The organism is Paraburkholderia sp. Cpub6, from assembly GCF_014201065.1.
Taxonomy (GTDB): domain Bacteria; phylum Pseudomonadota; class Gammaproteobacteria; order Burkholderiales; family Burkholderiaceae; genus Paraburkholderia; species Paraburkholderia tuberum.
Window position 1 is genome coordinate 42,110 of the sequence record NZ_JACHDM010000033.1, and the last position, 17,886, is coordinate 59,995.

13 protein-coding genes and 1 pseudogene are annotated in these 17,886 nt (G+C 62.8%); 9 read left to right on the forward strand and 5 right to left on the reverse strand.

Annotated elements, in window-relative coordinates; translation table 11 throughout:
- Positions 1–26: 26 nt before the first annotated feature.
- The 4 genes from HDG33_RS32795 (at position 27) to HDG33_RS32810 (ending at position 5,822) form a co-directional block, all read left to right on the forward strand.
- Positions 27–644, forward strand: a complete 618-nt coding sequence (locus HDG33_RS32795) for a TetR/AcrR family transcriptional regulator (protein WP_184039356.1) — start codon at positions 27–29, stop codon at positions 642–644.
- 83 nt (positions 645–727) lie between these two features.
- On the forward strand, positions 728–1,843 hold the full coding sequence (locus HDG33_RS32800) for an efflux RND transporter periplasmic adaptor subunit (protein ID WP_184039359.1): 1,116 nt from the start codon (positions 728–730) through the stop codon (positions 1,841–1,843).
- Complete coding sequence (locus HDG33_RS32805) at positions 1,840–4,980, forward strand: efflux RND transporter permease subunit (protein WP_184039363.1); 3,141 nt, start codon at positions 1,840–1,842, stop codon at positions 4,978–4,980. The genes HDG33_RS32800 and HDG33_RS32805 overlap by 4 nt, the downstream gene beginning before the upstream one ends.
- 35 nt (positions 4,981–5,015) lie before the next feature.
- Entirely contained in the window at positions 5,016–5,822 is an 807-nt protein-coding gene (locus HDG33_RS32810) for an oxidoreductase (protein WP_184039366.1), read from the forward strand.
- A gap of 16 nt (positions 5,823–5,838) precedes the next feature.
- Here the strand turns inward: HDG33_RS32810 and HDG33_RS32815 are convergent, their stop codons facing one another.
- The gene (locus tag HDG33_RS32815; protein ID WP_184039369.1) at positions 5,839–7,059 is read right to left on the reverse strand and encodes a sensor histidine kinase; all 1,221 of its coding nucleotides are present in this window, start codon (positions 7,057–7,059) and stop codon (positions 5,839–5,841) included.
- Positions 7,060–7,170: 111 nt separating this feature from the next.
- On the opposite strand from HDG33_RS32815, the gene HDG33_RS32820 reads away from it, so the two are divergent.
- The gene (locus tag HDG33_RS32820; protein WP_260330662.1) at positions 7,171–7,635 is read left to right on the forward strand and encodes a PleD family two-component system response regulator; all 465 of its coding nucleotides are present in this window, start codon (positions 7,171–7,173) and stop codon (positions 7,633–7,635) included.
- A 37-nt stretch (positions 7,636–7,672) separates the two neighbouring features.
- On the opposite strand, the gene HDG33_RS32825 is transcribed toward HDG33_RS32820, so the two are convergent.
- On the reverse strand, positions 7,673–8,599 hold the full coding sequence (locus HDG33_RS32825) for a LysR family transcriptional regulator (protein WP_184039372.1): 927 nt from the start codon (positions 8,597–8,599) through the stop codon (positions 7,673–7,675).
- A 107-nt stretch (positions 8,600–8,706) separates the two neighbouring features.
- Here HDG33_RS32825 and HDG33_RS32830 point away from each other — a divergent pair, with 107 nt between their 5' ends.
- On the forward strand, positions 8,707–9,582 hold the full coding sequence (locus HDG33_RS32830; protein WP_184039375.1) for an aldo/keto reductase family oxidoreductase: 876 nt from the start codon (positions 8,707–8,709) through the stop codon (positions 9,580–9,582).
- Here the strand turns inward: HDG33_RS32830 and HDG33_RS32835 are convergent.
- Positions 9,583–9,918: pseudogene (locus HDG33_RS32835) on the reverse strand (LysR substrate-binding domain-containing protein); the annotation flags it as partial. It lies immediately after the preceding gene.
- A 95-nt stretch (positions 9,919–10,013) separates the two neighbouring features.
- Here HDG33_RS32835 and HDG33_RS32840 point away from each other — a divergent pair.
- Positions 10,014–10,211 carry a hypothetical protein gene (locus tag HDG33_RS32840; RefSeq protein ID WP_184039378.1) on the forward strand — a complete coding sequence of 66 codons (198 nt, stop codon included), beginning with the start codon at positions 10,014–10,016 and terminating at the stop codon, positions 10,209–10,211.
- 173 nt (positions 10,212–10,384) lie between these two features.
- Positions 10,385–11,740, forward strand: a complete 1,356-nt coding sequence (locus HDG33_RS32845) for an IS4 family transposase (RefSeq protein ID WP_184039393.1) — start codon at positions 10,385–10,387, stop codon at positions 11,738–11,740.
- Between the two features lie 396 nt (positions 11,741–12,136).
- Here the strand turns inward: HDG33_RS32845 and HDG33_RS37800 are convergent, their stop codons facing one another.
- Positions 12,137–12,268: a hypothetical protein gene (locus HDG33_RS37800; RefSeq protein ID WP_260330663.1), complete on the reverse strand. Its 132-nt coding sequence runs from the start codon at positions 12,266–12,268 to the stop codon at positions 12,137–12,139.
- A 542-nt stretch (positions 12,269–12,810) separates the two neighbouring features.
- On the opposite strand from HDG33_RS37800, the gene HDG33_RS32850 reads away from it, so the two are divergent.
- Entirely contained in the window at positions 12,811–14,355 is a 1,545-nt protein-coding gene (locus HDG33_RS32850; protein WP_221311609.1) for a TolC family protein, read from the forward strand.
- 349 nt (positions 14,356–14,704) lie between these two features.
- Here the strand turns inward: HDG33_RS32850 and HDG33_RS38165 are convergent.
- Positions 14,705–17,886 (reverse strand): hypothetical protein (locus HDG33_RS38165; RefSeq protein ID WP_221311610.1); only part of this gene is annotated, 3,182 nt, incomplete at its 5' end.

Sequence of the window (17,886 nt, forward strand, 5' to 3'; positions counted from 1 at the left end):
GTTGTCCATTCCTGTATGCTATACCCATGAAAAAAGCCACCAGTTCCCCCATCCCGGCGCGCGGCCCCGCTGACCACGAGGTACGGGATCAGATCGTTGTCGCCGCCACCGAGCACTTCAGCCGGTATGGCTACGAGAAAACGACGGTCTCAGACCTCGCCAAGGCGATCGGGTTTTCCAAGGCCTACATCTACAAGTTCTTCGAGTCCAAGCAGGCCATTGGGGAGATGATTTGCGCGAACTGCCTGCACGAGATCGAAACCGAGGTCAGGTCGGCCGTCGCACAGACCGATCTGCCACCGGAGAAGCTGCGGCGGATGTTCAACGTCTTCACGGAAGCGAGCCTCCGTCTGTTTTTCCAGGACCGCAAGCTCTACGAGATTGCCGCATCGGCGGCCACGGAGAACTGGCAGGCGGTGCTTGCGTATGAAGAGCGCGTCCAGAAGCTGCTTCGGGACGTCCTCCAGGAGGGTCGGCAAAGCGGGGACTTCGAGCGCAAAACCCCCCTCGATGAGACTGCGATGGCGATTTATCTGGTGTTGCGCCCCTACCTCAACCCAATGCTCCTGCAGTACAGCTTCGATTACACCAAGGTCGCGCCTGCCCAACTGTCCGGTCTCGTGCTCCGCAGTCTGTCGCCTTGATGGAAATCTCGGTTGTGACCATTGACTAAGTTGGTCACTAGAACCATAATGAAAGCCCCGATCACTCCGTCAATGGGTCTTTCATGCTCCGGCGTCGCCTTGCTACCTCTACAGTCGTCTGTGCACTGGCACTTGCGCTAGCCGCCTGCGGCGCAAAAGCACCGTCCGATCCGCGCACCGAAGCGCCCCTGGTGCGCACCGCCATCGCTCGGGCGGCGATCCCCGCCTCCCGTTCGTTTACCGGAACCGTTGCCGCGCGTGTGCAGAGCGACCTGGGATTTCGCGTCTCCGGCAAGGTGCTCGAGCGGCTGGTGGATGCCGGGCAAACCGTCAAACGCGGCCAGCTGCTGATGCGCCTCGACCCCATCGATCTGAGGCTTGCCGCGCAGGCCCGGCAGGACGCGGTCACCGCCGCGCGAGCACGGGCGCAGCAGACCGCGCAGGACGAAGAGCGCTACCGCGACCTGCGCGGCACCGGCGCGATATCGGCATCGGCCTACGACCAGATCAAGGCGGCGGCCGACGCCGCCAAAGCGCAGCTCAGTGCGGCCGAGGCTGACGCCGACGTTGCGCGCAACGCGATGGGTTATGCCGAACTGTTGGCGGACGGCGATGGCGTCGTGATGGAAACGCTGGCCGAACCGGGCCAGGTCGTCAGCGCCGGGCAGCCCGTGGTGCGCTTGGCGCACGCCGGGCGCCGCGAGGCTGTCATCCAGCTACCCGAAACCCTACGCCCCGCAATCGGCTCGGTCGCCCAGGCCACGCTGTTCGGCAACGGCGGTGTTAGCGTGCCGGCGACGCTGCGCCAGCTTTCGGATACGGCGGATCCTCGTACCCGGACCTTTGAAGCGCGGTATGTGCTGCAGGGAGAGCTGGCCGACGCCCCACTGGGCGCCACCGTCACGGTCCAGATTCCGGACGCGCGTTCCGCGGTGCAAGGCGGTTTGCAGGTGCCGATCGGCGCGCTGTTCGACGCGGGCAAGGGACCGGGGGTGTGGGTCATCAACGGCGAGCCGGCAAAGGTTGCCTGGCGGCCGGTTACTGTCGAACATCTGGACGACGATAGTGCTCGCGTCGCCGGTGAGATCAAGCAAGGCGACCGGATCGTCGCGCTCGGCGCGCAGCTGCTGCGCGAAGGCGAGCAGGTCCGGGTGACAAGTCAAGCCGTCGCCATGACGGCCGAGGGAGCCCGTCCGTGAGCGAAGGCCGTTTCAACCTGTCGGCGCTCGCCGTGCGCGAGCGCTCCATCACCCTGTTCCTGATCTGCCTGATTTCACTGGCCGGGCTCGTTTCGTTCTTCAAGCTGGGCCGGGCGGAAGACCCCGCGTTCACGGTCAAGGTGATGACCATCATCACCGCCTGGCCGGGAGCCACGGCGCAGGAAATGCACGATCAGGTCGCCGAGAAGATCGAAAAGCGCATGCAGGAGCTGCGCTGGTACGACCGGACCGAGACCTACACACGGCCTGGGCTGGCATTCACGACCTTGACCTTGCTCGACAGCACGCCGCCGTCGGAAGTGCAGGAGCAGTTCTACCAGGCCCGGAAAAAAATCAGCGACGAGGCAAATAACCTTCCGGCTGGCGTGATCGGGCCGATGGTCAACGACGAATACGCGGATGTTACCTTCGCGCTGTTTGCGTTGAAGGCGAAGGGTGAACCGCAGCGCCTGCTCGTTCGCGATGCCGAGACGCTGCGCCAACGGCTGCTGCACGTGCCGGGCGTGAAGAAGGTCAACATCATCGGTGAGCAGGCAGAGCGGATCTATGTCGAGCTCTCACATGACCGGCTGGCAACGCTGGGCGTGAGCCCCCAGGACGTGTTCGCCGCGCTCAACGGTCAGAACGCACTGACGCCGGCCGGCTCCGTGGAGACCAAAGGTCCGGAGGTGTTCATTCGCCTGGACGGTGCCTTTGACAACCTGCAGAAGATCCGCGACACGCCGGTCGTAGCGCAGGGCCGCACGCTGAAGCTGTCGGACATTGCCACCGTTACGCGTGGTTATGAAGATCCGGCGACGTTCATGATCCGCAACAACGGCGAACCCGCACTGCTGCTGGGCATCGTCATGCGCGACGGCTGGAACGGGCTCGATCTCGGCAAGGCGCTGGACAGCGAGGTCGGCGCAATCAACGCCGGGCTGCCGCTAGGCATGAGCCTCACCAAAGTCACCGATCAGGCCGTCAACATTCATTCGGCGGTCGACGAGTTCATGCTCAAGTTTTTCGTCGCGCTGCTGGTGGTCATGCTGGTGAGTTTCGTCAGCATGGGCTGGCGGGTGGGCCTCGTCGTTGCCGCGGCCGTACCGCTGACACTCGCGGTGGTGTTCGTCGTGATGGCCGCGACCGGCAAGAACTTCGATCGCATCACGCTCGGATCGCTGATCCTCGCGCTCGGCCTGCTCGTGGACGACGCGATCATCGCGATCGAAATGATGGTGGTAAAGATGGAGGAAGGCTACAGCCGCATCGCCGCCTCCGCCTATGCGTGGAGTCATACGGCCGCGCCGATGCTGGCGGGCACGCTGGTGACCGCCGTCGGCTTCATGCCCAATGGTTTCGCGCGCTCCACGGCCGGCGAATACACCAGCAACATGTTCTGGATCGTCGGCATCGCACTGATCGCATCGTGGGTCGTCGCCGTGGTCTTCACGCCCTACCTGGGTGTGAAGATGCTGCCCGACTTCAAAAAGGTCGAAGGCGGTCACGACGCGATCTACGACACGCCGCGCTACAACCGCTTCCGTCAGCTGCTCACGCGTGTCATCGCGCGCAAATGGCTGGTCGCCGGTTCGGTCGTGGGCCTCTTCGTGCTGGCCATCCTCGGCATGGGCGTGGTCAAAAAACAGTTTTTCCCGATCTCCGACCGTCCCGAAGTGCTGGTCGAGGTGCAGATGCCCTATGGCACGTCGATCTCGCAAACCAGCGCCGCGACGACGAAGGTCGAAGCGTGGCTCGCGAAGCAGAAGGAAGCCAGGATCGTCACCGCATACATCGGGCAAGGCGCGCCACGCTTTTACCTGGCGATGGGGCCGGAACTGCCCGATCCGTCGTTTGCCAAGATCGTGGTGCGCACGGACAGCCAGGATGAGCGCGACGCATTGAAGCAGCGACTGCGTCAGGCAGTCGCCAACGGTCTCGCCTCCGAGGCGCGCGTGCGGGTCACGCAACTCGTGTTCGGTCCGTATTCGCCGTTCCCGGTCGCCTACCGTATCTCTGGCCCGGACCCGGACAAGCTGCGCGGTATTGCGGGAGAAGTTGAGCAGGTGATGGACGCCAGTCCGATGATGCGCACGGTCAACGCTGACTGGGGTACGCGCTCGCCCACGCTGCACTTCACGTTGCAGCAGGACCGTCTGCAGGCGGTGGGGCTGACATCCAGCGCCGTGGCGCAACAACTGCAATTCCTGCTAACCGGCGTGCCCGTCACCGCCGTGCGTGAGGATATTCGAACCGTGCAGGTCATCGCGCGTTCGGCCGGCGATGTTCGTCTCGACCCGGCGCGGCTCGGCGACTTCACGCTGGCTGGCGCGAACGGGCAACGCATTCCGCTGTCGCAGGTGGGCAAGGTCGACGTGCGCATGGAGGAACCAATCATGCGCTGGCGGGACCGGGTGCCGACGATCACGGTACGGGGCGACATCGCCGACAACCTTCAGCCGCCGGACGTATCGACGGCGATCACCAGGCAGCTCCAACCCATCATCGCCAGGCTTCCGACCGGCTACCGTATCGAAGAGGCGGGCTCCATCGAGGAATCGGCTAAAGCGACGAAAGCCATGTTGCCGCTCTTCCCGATCATGCTGGCGGTTACGCTCATCATCATCATCTTCCAGGTGCGTTCGATCTCCGCAATGGTGATGGTGTTCCTGACCAGCCCGCTGGGCCTGATCGGGGTGGTGCCGACGTTGATCCTGTTCAGGCAGCCGTTCGGCATCAATGCGCTGGTCGGTCTCATCGCGCTATCGGGCATCCTGATGCGCAACACGCTGATCCTGATCGGACAGATCCACCAGAACGACCAGGCGGGACTGGATTCGTTCCATGCGGTCGTCGAGGCCACCGTGCAGCGTGCCAGACCGGTGATCCTGACGGCCATGGCGGCGATCCTCGCTTTCATCCCGCTGACCCATTCGGTGTTCTGGGGAACCCTCGCGTACACGCTGATCGGCGGTACGTTCGCCGGGACGATTCTGACCCTGGTCTTCCTGCCGGCGATGTATTCGATCTGGTTCAAGATTCGACCCGAGCGTATCGCCGGCTTGCGCAAAGATCGGCATGAGCAGGTGCAGCCTTCCGAGCAAACGCTGCAGGACGCGCTCGACGCGGACAGTTAAAAAAACACCATCAATTCATCTGAAGGGAGCTGTTCATGTCGAATTCCACTGTTGTCGTTGTTACCGGCGTCTCATCGGGTATCGGACGCGCCGCCGCCGAGAAGTTTGCCCGGCGGGGGTGCCGCGTATTTGGCACCGTGCGCAGCATCGCAAAAGCGACGCCTATCTCGGGAGTCGAGCTTGTCGAGATGGATGTTCGCAACGATGCTTCGGTCCAGGCTGGAATCCAGTCCGTCATCGATCGCGCGAGGCGAATCGACGTGCTCGTCAACAATGCAGGCACGAGCATGATTGGCGCGGTCGAGGAAACGTCGACTGCCGAGGCCTCGTCTCTGTTCGATACCAATATATTCAGCATTCTGCGCGCGACACAGGCTGTACTCCCCCACATGCGGGCACAACGCGGTGGAAGGATCGTCAATGTCAGTTCGGTGCTCGGGTTTCTCCCGGCGCCCTACATGGGACTCTATTCGGCGTCCAAGCACGCTGTGGAAGGGCTGACCGAAACCCTGGATCATGAGGTGCGCCAGTTCGGCATACGCGCAACGCTGGTCGAACCGACTTTTACCAGGACCAATCTCGACATCAATGCGCCTCAGGCGGGTTCGAAAATCGCCGACTATGACCGCGAGCGTGCCCTTGCAACGAGCGCAGTCGTGAACAGTGTCAAAGGTGCCCCCGAGCCCGAGGGCGTGGCGAACACTATTGTCGAAGCGGCGCTTGGCGCCTGGCGGATGCGTCGCACGCCTGCCGGACAGGCGTCGTTGCTGAGCAAGTTACGCCGCTTTATGCCCGCTGGTCCCGTCGATTCAAGCTTGAGGAATACATTCGGACTTGGTTGAAGCGCTCGTCCACGCATCACATTGCGGCCAAGGTTCGGCGCAGCGGAAACCGGATCTCGAACGTGGTCCCCACGCCCTCGCGCGACGCAAACTCGATCTGCCCATCGAGCACGCGGCATAGCTCCCTGACGATCGCGAGCCCGAGCCCCGAGCCCGGAATCTCGTCGCAGGCCGCGCGCTCGAACTCATCGAATACGCGCTCCGCGTCGGCGGGCGCAATGCCGACGCCGGTGTCGGAGACGCGAATCGCCCAGTGTTCGGCGCCATGCATCGCGAACCGGATTTCGACTTGCCCCGACTTCGTGTACTTGATCGCGTTGGTCAACAGATTGACCGCGATCTGCTTGAGCTTCAGCCGATTCGACGTGACGAGCGGCAGCGCCGCGTCGAACGCGCTGCGCAACGCAAGCCCTTTCGCCTCGATCGACGGTCGCGTCGACGCGACGAGTTCGTCGAAGAGTTCGCGCAAATCGACGTCTTCGAGCACGAGCGGCGCGGAGTCTCCGAGCACGACCGAGTACTCGACCATCTGGTCGACCAGTTGCTTCATGTCGGCAGCCTGACGGTTCGCGAGCGTCAATGCGGTATCGGCTTTCGACGGCGCTCGCTCGATCAGTTGCAGCGCGACCGAAAACGCGTTGAGGAAATTGCGCAGATCGTGCACGACGCTGCGCGTGATCTGCATCCGCGATGCATATAGATCGCCGACCAGCCGTTGTTCGAGCGTCAATTCGTGATTCGCGCGTTCGAGCCGTCCCGTGTATTCGTCGATCTTGCGATCGCGTTCGGCGACCACTTCCTTGATCGACTCATACCTGACCACGCTGAATGCTTCGGCGATCAGGCGGCGCGCGCGGCTCTCGTGACGGCGCGTGCACGTCCGGTCGCGTTCGACGAACTCTTCGAGCGCTTCGAAGAGCACCTGCTGAAAGAGGTCCAGTTCGCGCACCAGCTGTTCGATCCGGTAGCCCTGCTGCAAACGGACCTTGCCGTGCTTCTTCGCGTCGCGTTCGATCGACGTTTCGACGCGCTCGAGATCTTCTGCATCGAGCGCCCGGCACAGCTCGTCGAGAATATCCGGCAGATGGTCGGCCAGTTGCCGATAAGTGAGCTTGTCCGCTTCGACGAGATCGGCGTCGGCGGAGACGGCATGCATCCATTGCCGCGTCAGGCCACCCCGTTCCGCGCGGATGAAGTTGGCGAAGTTGCGCAGCGGGCTCACGCGTCTGTCGGTCATGATGGATACCGGAATGGAGTTTCTACAACATACAACGCGCGAACGGTTCGAACGCCTCGATTTGCGCGGGCACCGCAAACCTGTTTCGCTGCCGATCGGCCAGGCGACCCGATGCGCGCCGGCAACCCGCGTCATTATCCGCGCAATTGCCGTTCGTGGAACATCTCTTGCGAGACTCTGATCAGACAAGAAAGCAAATTTCGTCCGCAAAACATGATGTATTCGATATTGCTCGTCGACGACGAACCGGAAATTCTAGCCGCATGGCGGTTGATTCTGGAGAGCGAAGGGTATGAGGTGAGTTGCGCGAGCAACGGCGCCGAAGCACTCGCTTGTGTCGTCGCTCACGTTCCCGACCTGATTGTTACGGACTGGATGATGCCGGTCATGGACGGCGCGGAGTTATGCCGCCGTTTGAAATCGATGCCGTTATCCGTCAACGTACCGATTCTGGTCCATACCGCGGTGCCGCCTTCGGACAGCGATGCGCATTACTGCAGCGCATGTCTGCTGAAGCCGATCGGCGCGGATCTCTTTCTGACCACGATCGCGCAGCTCTGCGCGCAACGGTCCTGATATGGCACGCGTCGCCGCGATCACCGTCGTGATGACGTCAACGCCGTGCCACGTCATCGTCCGGGGCGCCTGCTGAGTCGGCCTTCAGGAAATCGACGAACGCGCGCAGCGGCGCGGGCACATGACGATGGCCCGGATAGTAAAGAAAAGGCCCTGAAAAGCGCTGCCACCACGGTTCGAGAATCGCTTCGAGCGCACCGCTGTCCAGATGCGGGCGCAGCATGTCTTCGAACAGGTGAATGATGCCGAGGCCCGCGACCGCGCCGCTGACCGCGAGGTCGATCGCGGCGCCGGGCCGCACCAGCAGCGGTCCTGTCGGATTCAATTGCAGCAGTTCGCCGTCGCGCTCGAAGTACCAGATCGGCATCGCTCCGCTGGCGAATTGCCCGCGCAGGCAGGCATGCGCGAGCAATTCGCCGGGATGTTGCGGACGGCCGTGCGCGTCGAGGTACGCGGGGGACGCGGCGGTCGCGAAGCGCTGCACGCGCGCGCCGATCGGCACCGCGATCATGTCCTGCTCGAGGCGTTCATCGTAGCGAATGCCCGCATCGCAACCGATCGATAGCACGTCGACGAAACCATCCTCGACCACCACTTCGACGCGAATATCCGGGTACTGCTTCAGAAAGCGCGCAAGCACGTCGGGCAGCACGATGCGCGCGACGCTCGACGGCACGTTGAGCTTCAATGTGCCGGTCGGCTTGTCGCGAAAGCCGTTCAGCACGTCGAGCGCCGCTTCCATTTCGCCGAACAGCGGCGTCAGCTTCTCGATCAGACGCAGCCCGGCTTCGGTCGGCGCGACGCTGCGCGTGGTGCGGTTCAGGAGCCGCAGCCCGAGTTTCGTTTCGAGGCGCCGCACCGCGACGCTCAGACTCGACGCCGACACGCCGCTCACGCGCGCCGCGTCGCGAAAGCCGCCGGCGCGGGCGACGGAAACGAAGGCGGCCAGATCATTCAGTTCCATGACGATTGATTGTGCAGAATTTTGAACAACCCGTACACGTTAGACCGCTTTATTCAACAACGCAATTCCGGCGATACTGCCGCTCATCACTTCACAAGGAGATCGTCATGCCGAACTTCAGCTCCATCGACACTTTCGCACTAGCCGGCCGTCCGGTGCGGCGCATGGGCTATGGCGCGATGCAGCTGGCCGGCCCCGGCGTGTTCGGGCCGCCGAAAGACCGCGACGCGGCGCTCGCGGTGCTGCGTGAGGCGGTCGCGTCGGGCGTCGACCACATCGATACCAGCGATTTTTACGGGCCGCACGTGACCAATCAGTTGATCCGCGAGGCGCTCCACCCGTATCCACGCGATCTGACGATCGTGACGAAGGTGGGCGCGGTGCGCGACGGCGCCGGCGCCTGGCTGCCGGCGCAGGAGCCCGCCGACCTCGAGCGCGCGGTGCATGACAATCTGCGCAACCTCGGGCTCGACGCGCTCGACGTGGTCAACATGCGCTTGATGGGCAACGTGCACGAGCCGAGCGAGGGCTCGATCGAAAAGCAGGTCACGGCGCTTGCCGAGATGCAGCAGCGCGGGCTCGTGCGTCATGTCGGCCTGAGCAACGTGACGGCCGCGCAGATTGCCGAGGCGCAGCGCATCACGAAGGTCGTGTGCGTGCAGAACCACTACAACCTCGTGCATCGCGACGACGATGCGTTGATCGATACGCTCGCGGAGCAGGGCATCGCCTACGTGCCGTTTTTCCCGCTGGGTGGCTTCACGCCGATTCAATCGTCCGAGCTGTCGGAGCTTGCGCGCAAGCTCGAGGCGACGCCGATGCAGGTCGCTCTTGCCTGGCTATTGCATCGGGCACCTAACATTCTGCTGATTCCGGGCACGTCTTCGGTGACTCATCTGCGTGAAAACCTGCAGTCGGCGCAGTTGAAGCTCAGCGACGAGGTGCTCGATCAACTGGATGCGATCGGCGCTGAAAAGGGCTGATTACACCGATGCCGCGATGAACTCCCGCAACCATTGATGCGCGGGATCGCGATGCACCCGCTCGTGCCATAGCATCGCCATCTCGTAGCCCGGCACCTCGACGGGCGGCTCGACCATCCGCAGCGCCTCCGTGCCGCACACGAGACGCGCGGGCAGCATCCCCACGAGATCCGTGCTCGCGAGCACCGACTGCATGAACAGAAAGTGCGGCACCGACAGCACGACCTTGCGCGCGACACCCACCTTCGCGAGCGTCTCGTCGGTGACGCCGAAAAAGCCGCCGCCATCGGGCGACACTATCACGTGTTCGAGCTTGCAGAACTGCGCGAGGGTGGGCCAGTGGTCACAGGTCTGCACATTGGTGGTCGGCCATGTGTAGCGAGCTATGAGCGTAGTCCGCTTTCGGCCGCCGCCTCCGCCCGAAGGACAACATGAACATGATTATGGCAAGAGCCGATGCGGCAATGAGTGTTATCGCCGCGACACCTTTAGACCCTCGCGGATTGCGCGATCGCACTGGCGGCAGCATGCGCATCGATCCTGATCGCGCTGTCTTCGCACACCGTCATCTATGTCAGGTGATGGTTAGCACAAGCAGCGCGCCGACGACGAATTTACAGATCGTATGACCCCGCGAAGTCCGCGCGATAGAAATGCCGGCTAAAGGCATCGTCTTATACACAAGCCTGCCCTCCGCAACCGTAGGCCGGAACAAACCGTCGTCGAGCAATGAGATCAACCGGGGCTTGTAAACTTTCGGCGCGTCGCGTTTACTCTTGCTTTTTGCGTGAACGCCTTGGCCCTGGAAGCACCGTGCTGGACGGAAACCGAATTTGCTGACCTCGACCTTGGCGACGCGCGCTTGAACAAGCGAGCAAGGACATTGATGGAACGATTGGCGGCCAAGCCGACGGCCGGCGTGCCGCAGGCGTGTCGGGGCTGGGGCGAGACGATGGCGGCGTACCGCTTCTTCGACAACCGCGAGGTCCAGTGGAGTGCGATTCTGGAGTCGCACTGGCGGCAGACCGAGCAACGAATGGCCGCCCAGTCGGTCGTGTTGTGCCTGCAGGACACCACGGAACTGGATTTCAACGGCCGGCAGGCCGCGGGCCTTGGGCCACTGTCTTACGAGATGCAGCGCGGAATGTATTTGCATCCGACCTATGCGGTGACGCCTGAGCGGGTGCCGCTGGGTGTACTCGACGCGTGGATGTGGGCGCGTGAGCCCAAGGACGCGCAGGGCAAGCGCGGCGGGCTCAAGGAAAGCCTGCGCTGGATCGAGGGTTACGAGCGGGTAGCGGAAACGGCATCGAGCCTTCCGCACACGCGACTGGTGTACGTCGCCGATCGCGAGGCAGACATGCTCGCGCTGATGGTGCGGGCGCAGGAGTTGGGCACGCCGGCGGATTGGCTGATTCGCTCGACCCACGACCGCGCGCTGCCCGAGGGAGCCAAGCTTTGGACGGCGACGACAGAAGGCGCACCGCTCGGCGAGATTGCCTTCACGATGGGCTCGCGTCACGGCGTGAAGGCGCGCCAGGTGCGCCAGCACGTATGGTTGCGGCACATCGAACTGCCGGCAGGTGTTGGTCAAGGCGTAGCGGCCACGTGTCTGGTGGCGCGTGAGTTTGATGCACCAGACGGCGTCAAGCCGATCGAATGGCGCTTGCTGACCAACCGCGAAGCCACGACGCTGCAGGAAGCGATTGAACTGATCGACTGGTATCGGGCGCGCTGGGAAATCGAGATCTTGTTCAACGTGCTGAAGAACGGTTGCCGAGTCGAGGCGCTGCAACTGGGCGCGATCGAACGGCTCGAACGCGCGCTGGCGCTGTTTCTGGTCGTGGCCTGGCGAATCGTCCATCTGATGCACATGGGCCGCAGTTGCCCCGATCTGGATGCCGAACTGTTCTTCGATGTCGATGAAATTCGTGGCGCGTATTTGCTGACCGACGTCAAGCAGCCGGCCAAGCCCAAGCCCAAGCCCAAGCTCAACGAGGTGCTGCGCTTGATCGCGCGCCTGGGCGGATTCCTCGGCCGCAAGGGCGATGGCGAACCCGGCGCGAAAGCTATCTGGCTGGGACTCAAAGAGGTTCATATCGCTGCCAAGACATTGCAGAAGTTACGTGTCGGCGGTCACGCTGGAAATTGTGTATAAGCCGATGGGCTAAAGGCGGCCACGTAATCCGCCACTTTCAGTAGAGAATCGTCCGGTCATTGATCCCGTCATCGGCGCGCAGAGATTCATATGCATAGCTGCGCATCGACAAAGTGACGAGATTCGGGCAGATAGTTGCCGGCGTTCTCGCCTAACACGCGTACAAGGAGTGTGGTGGGTTCTGTCAAAATCACAATCACAAGCAGATCGAAACCAAAGATCGATTTGCGGTGGTGAAGATATTCCGTAGCGAGACTACGTGCCCTCAGGCCCTGCAGGTGACAGACAAAGTGGCTAATGAAGCAGCAGTCGGCACTTGGGCATTACCCTTCTCCTTCACAGTTTCTCGCCCCGACAGGCGGAAATGCGTGAACCGGGAAGATATGTTGCACATCTTCAGCGACGCGCACCAAACATATTTCGCAGCACCGACAGCATGCCCACGGGAACGAGACGGAAGTGGGCATGGTTCGCGATGCTTGCATGGCTGTGCGAGTTCGAAAATTCAATCGGAGAGAAAGGCTTCATGGCTATCTCCGTGCAAATCTCAAGAACATAAATGAGATAGTACGGGAATAACATTTTGCATTGTATCGAACCAGTCAGAAATGATGCTGCTACCAGGAATTTCGACTGCGGCAGGAAATCGTGTGACAACTTCACTGTTCGGCGCAGCCATGAACGTGCCCTATCCGCACCTCGCCGCACGCCTGTTCAACACGCCGCTCTCGCGCCAACGGTTCGATGAAAATAGGCGAGCAACGGGTTGGCCACTGTCGATACGGACGGCCCTATGTGGTCAGACAATCGCGCGCGGAAATCAGTGCTTGTGAAAGACTGCGAACGAAAAATTCGTACCAGTCTCACTATGTTGTCGCGGCTGTCTGATTTCGCGGGGTCACCGATATCCGGACAATTGGAGCCAGTACGAAATCTCGTGTTTCGTTCACCAAGGTCACCCGAATTAGCTGAATCTATCCTTTAAACGACGAGCATTGCTTCATTGTTTTCTGAGTCTGGATTGCGGTTCGGGTGTCGCACCACATACTTCGATCTAACCGGTTACGATCATGACTCGAAACGATTTTCCTGACGTACGGGCTGCCGCGCCCCTCACCAACGGGGACGGCCTCTCCGGTTTGCGGCTCCGCCCCCTGTCATGGCTGGTTTCGTCGCTGCTGGTCGTGCTCGCCTTGCCGGCGAGTGCCATTGCGGGTGCTCAAACGAAGTCTGATCTGGCGCTGGCGAGCGATGCAGCAACTGCAAGCAGATCGACTCCGGTCGAGATTAAACAGCCGTCGACCCCGGAAAGCCATGCTCCTCCGGTGACGTTCTCACAGTGGCTCGAAACGCAACCGTCCAGTAGCGAGGGAGGACCTCCGGTGGCTTCCGCCACGCTGCGCCGTATCTTCCTGAGCGCCGTCGAGGAAGCGGAGAAGCGCAGTCCCGAAGTCGGGCAGGCGTATGCCGCCTACGAAGCCGCGAAATCAGACGTCGACGAAGCGAAAGGCTTGCGGTGGCCGCAAGTCGACATCGGTTCGCAGACACAGGGTGTGCAATTTGGTCCCGGTAATCGAAATGGCTCCAACAACGGGAACGTAGTGACGGCGAACGTCACGACAACGGTGTACGACTGGGGGCGCACAAAGAACACAATCGGAAGTCGTGAACAACTCTCGGATGCCGCGTTCAGTAGTTATGTAGCGGCCCGCAATCAGAATGCGTTCGAGGTGACGAGCACGCTCGTTGAACTGGGCAAGCAGCGCACGATCGTTGACGTGAGCCAGCAATTTGTTGAGCGTATGGCCACGCTCGTGAAGATGCTCAGCGAAATTGTGGCTGTCGACGGTGGTCGCGGCAGCGAACTCACGCAGGCCAAGGCGCGTCTGCTGCAGGCTGAAGCTGCGCGCGATTCAGCGCAAGCGAAGGCACGTGATGCGGAACTGGCGTTGCAAAAGCTGCTGGGCGAAAGCGTACCGCCGATTCCGCACGCGCGCGACTGGCCGCTCCAACCGGGCAATCTGGCGCAACTCCTAGAGCGGGTGAATGCTCATCCGAGCTTGCATCAGATTCAGTCCGAGGCAAATGCGGCCGACCTGAATGCCAAAGTGGTGAAAGCGTCGGGCCTGCCGTCGGTGAATTGGGTTGTCAATGCGAATGCCGGAATCGGAGGCACGGGCGCGGGACAACGTGCGCCATGGCAAACCATGTTGACGCTCAACTGGGCGGCATTCCGCGGCGGTTCGACGCAGGCGGCGACGGCTGCGGCAGGGCACCGGGCACAGGCTTCGTGGCAGCGCCTCGACCAGCAGCGGCGTGACCTCGAGTATGGCATTCGCACCGCGGATCAGGATGCGCACACCATGCTCAGCCGTGCGGAGCAGTACAAACGCCTCTCCGCTGAAACCGATCAGGTGCGCAAGGCCTTCTTCGAACAGTGGTACCACCTGGGCAAACGAACCCTGCTCGATGTGCTCCTTGCGGAGAACGATCACTACGGAAACAGCGTGAGCGAAGTGACGAACCGGTTCGATGGCTACGCGGCGGTACTGCGGGAGCACGCATCCGCGGGTTCGCTAGTTGACTGGCTGGAGACCGAGCGCTCCGGCGGTTAGGTGTTGCGAATCAGAGCCGCACCGGATACAGGGCTTCGCGATGGGCTGCCTTCCTTTCTGGATGGCGGCCGTTTTTGCGTCTGGCGCACAGACGAGAAACATCGGACAACTGCCTGTTTAGCCCTTACGCAATCGTGCATAGGCACCGCTGCTCGCGATTCCCATGCCGAGAAATGTCTCGTTTCTGTCTCGTCCAAATTCGAACTAGTCATATTTCGTTTTATCGCTCACCCATCAAGAATAGAGGTACAGCAGCATTCTTGCGACAGCCATGTCGCCCTTTTCTTTCTATACGCTGGCCAGGTGGACCAGCATACGCACTTAAAGAGGCACTACTATGAGTACCAGTTCAGTGAAGCTGGCCGTTGTCGACGGCAGCACCATCAAGCAGACTGTTGAATTGCGCGGGTCCGCGCAAGGCGCTCCCGTTCGTGTAAGCGCCATCAAAGGTGGCAAATTCATTCTGGCCGAGAGCAAGTCCGGCCACGGCCCCGAAAACATTACCGTGCGACGCTCCGGCAAGAATCTTCTGGTCAGCCTGGAAGGAGCGGAGCTCGACCAGCCGCAACTGATCATTGAGGACTTCTACGGCAATGAAGGCGAGCTGGTCGGTCTGGGTGAAGACGGGGCGTATCACGAATATATCGCTGCGGACGGCGAGGATGATCATGAGGCCGCTTTTCTTGTGGATGGCGCGGACTCGCCTCTGGTTCTGGGTGCGGCGCAACTGAACGGTTTCGGCGCGAATCTCGTCGCCGCGCCGGGTGTCGGTCTGGTGGGCTTCGGCCTCCTGGGCCTGGGTGCGCTTGCCGCGCTGGGTGCGGGGATTGCTGCCGCGAGCGGTGGTGGTAATGGCGGCAGCGCTCCTGCTGTAGTGGATGAACAGACGCCGCCGGGTGCAGTTGACGACGATACGGATGCGGACGCTGATTCCGATGCCGATGCGGATGCGGATGCGGATGCCGACGCGGATGCGGATGCCGATGCGGACGCCGATGCGGACGCCGATGCGGATGCTGACGCCGATGCGGACGCCGATGCGGACGCGGATGCGGATGCGGATGCCGATGCGGACGCTGATGCGGATGCGGATGCGGATGCCGATGCGGACGCTGATGCCGATGCGGACGCTGATGCGGATGCTGACGCCGATGCGGATGCGGATGCGGATGCGGATGCTGACGCGGACGCTGATGCGGATGCGGATGCTGACGCTGACGCTGACGCCGATGCGGATGCGGACGCTGATGCGGACGCCGATGCGGATGCCGACGCGGATGCTGATGCGGATGCGGATGCGGATGCGGATGCGGATGCGGATGCGGATGCGGATGCGGATGCGGATGCGGATGCCGATGCGGACGCTGATGCGGATGCTGACGCCGATGCGGATGCGGATGCGGACGCGGACGCGGATGCGGATGCGGATGCGGATGCCGATGCCGATGCCGATGCGGACGCTGATGCGGATGCGGATGCGGATGCCGATGCGGATGCGGATGCTGATGCGGATGCTGACGCCGATGCGGATGCGGATGCGGATGCGGATGCGGATGCGGATGCTGACGCGGATGCGGATGCGGATGCTGACGCGGATGCCGATGCCGATGCCGATGCCGATGCGGACGCCGATGCTGACGCGGATGCTGATGCTGATGCTGATGCGGATGCTGATGCGGATGCTGATGCGGATGCTGATGCGGATGCTGACGCCGATGCGGATGCTGACGCTGACGCCGATGCTGACGCGGACGCCGATGCCGATGCCGATGCGGACGCGGATGCCGATGCTGACGCTGATGCGGATGCGGATGCGGATGCGGACGCCGATGCGGATGCGGATGCGGATGCCGATGCGGATGCTGACGCGGACGCCGATGCGGATGCTGACGCGGACGCCGATGCGGATGCGGATGCTGACGCTGATGCCGATGCCGATGCTGACGCGGATGCGGATGCGGATGCTGACGCGGATGCCGATGCCGACGCGGATGCTGATGCTGATGCTGATGCTGATGCTGATGCTGATGCTGATGCTGATGCTGATGCTGATGCTGATGCTGATGCGGACGCCGATGCGGATGCTGACGCGGATGCGGATGCGGATGCGGATGCGGATGCTGACGCGGATGCCGATGCGGATGCGGACGCGGATGCCGATGCCGACGCGGATGCTGATGCTGACGCGGATGCGGATGCGGATGCTGACGCCGATGCGGACGCCGATGCCGATGCCGATGCCGACGCCGATGCGGATGCGGACGCCGATGCGGATGCGGACGCCGATGCGGATGCGGATGCGGATGCGGATGCGGATGCGGATGCGGATGCGGATGCGGATGCGGATGCCGATGCGGACGCTGATGCCGATGCTGACGCCGATGCCGATGCCGATGCGGATGCGGATGCCGACGCGGATGCCGACGCGGATGCGGATGCGGATGCGGACGCCGACGCGGATGCTGATGCGGACGCTGACGCGGATGCTGATGCGGACGCTGACGCGGATGCTGATGCGGATGCCGATGCCGATGCCGATGCGGATGCTGACGCCGATGCCGATGCGGACGCCGATGCGGATGCCGATGCCGATGCCGATGCCGATGCGGACGCCGATGCGGACGCCGATGCTGACGCTGATGCCGATGCCGATGCGGACGCCGATGCGGATGCTGACGCTGATGCGGATGCTGACGCGGACGCCGATGCGGATGCGGATGCGGATGCCGACGCGGATGCTGACGCCGATGCGGATGCTGACGCTGACGCCGATGCTGACGCGGACGCCGATGCGGATGCTGACGCGGACGCCGATGCGGATGCGGATGCGGATGCGGATGCCGACTCTGATGCAGATGCGGACGCTGACGCTGACGCTGACGCCGATGCCGATGCCGATGCCGATGCCGATGCCGATGCGGACGCGGATGCCGATGCTGACGCTGATGCGGATGCGGACGCCGATGCGGATGCTGACGCGGATGCCGATGCGGACGCCGATGCGGACGCCGATGCTGATGCGGACGCCGACGCGGATGCTGATGCGGACGCCGACGCCGATGCTGATGCGGACGCCGACGCGGACGCTGACGCGGATGCGGATGCGGACGCGGATGCCGATGCGGATGCGGATGCGGATGCGGACGCCGATGCGGATGCGGATGCTGACGCCGATGCCGATGCCGATGCGGACGCCGATGCCGATGCCGATGCGGACGCCGATGCGGATGCGGATGCGGATGCCGACGCGGATGCTGACGCCGATGCGGATGCGGATGCCGACGCGGATGCTGACGCTGACGCCGATGCGGATGCTGACGCGGACGCCGATGCGGATGCGGATGCCGACGCGGATGCTGACGCCGATGCGGATGCGGATGCCGATGCGGACGCCGATGCCGATGCCGATCAGGATGTGCCGGACACGCCGTCGATGGGCGAAGTCATTGACGACGTGGGTGCGATCCAGGGTCCGGTGGGCAATGGGGAGAGCACGGACGACACGACGCCGACGCTGGTGGGCAAGGGTGA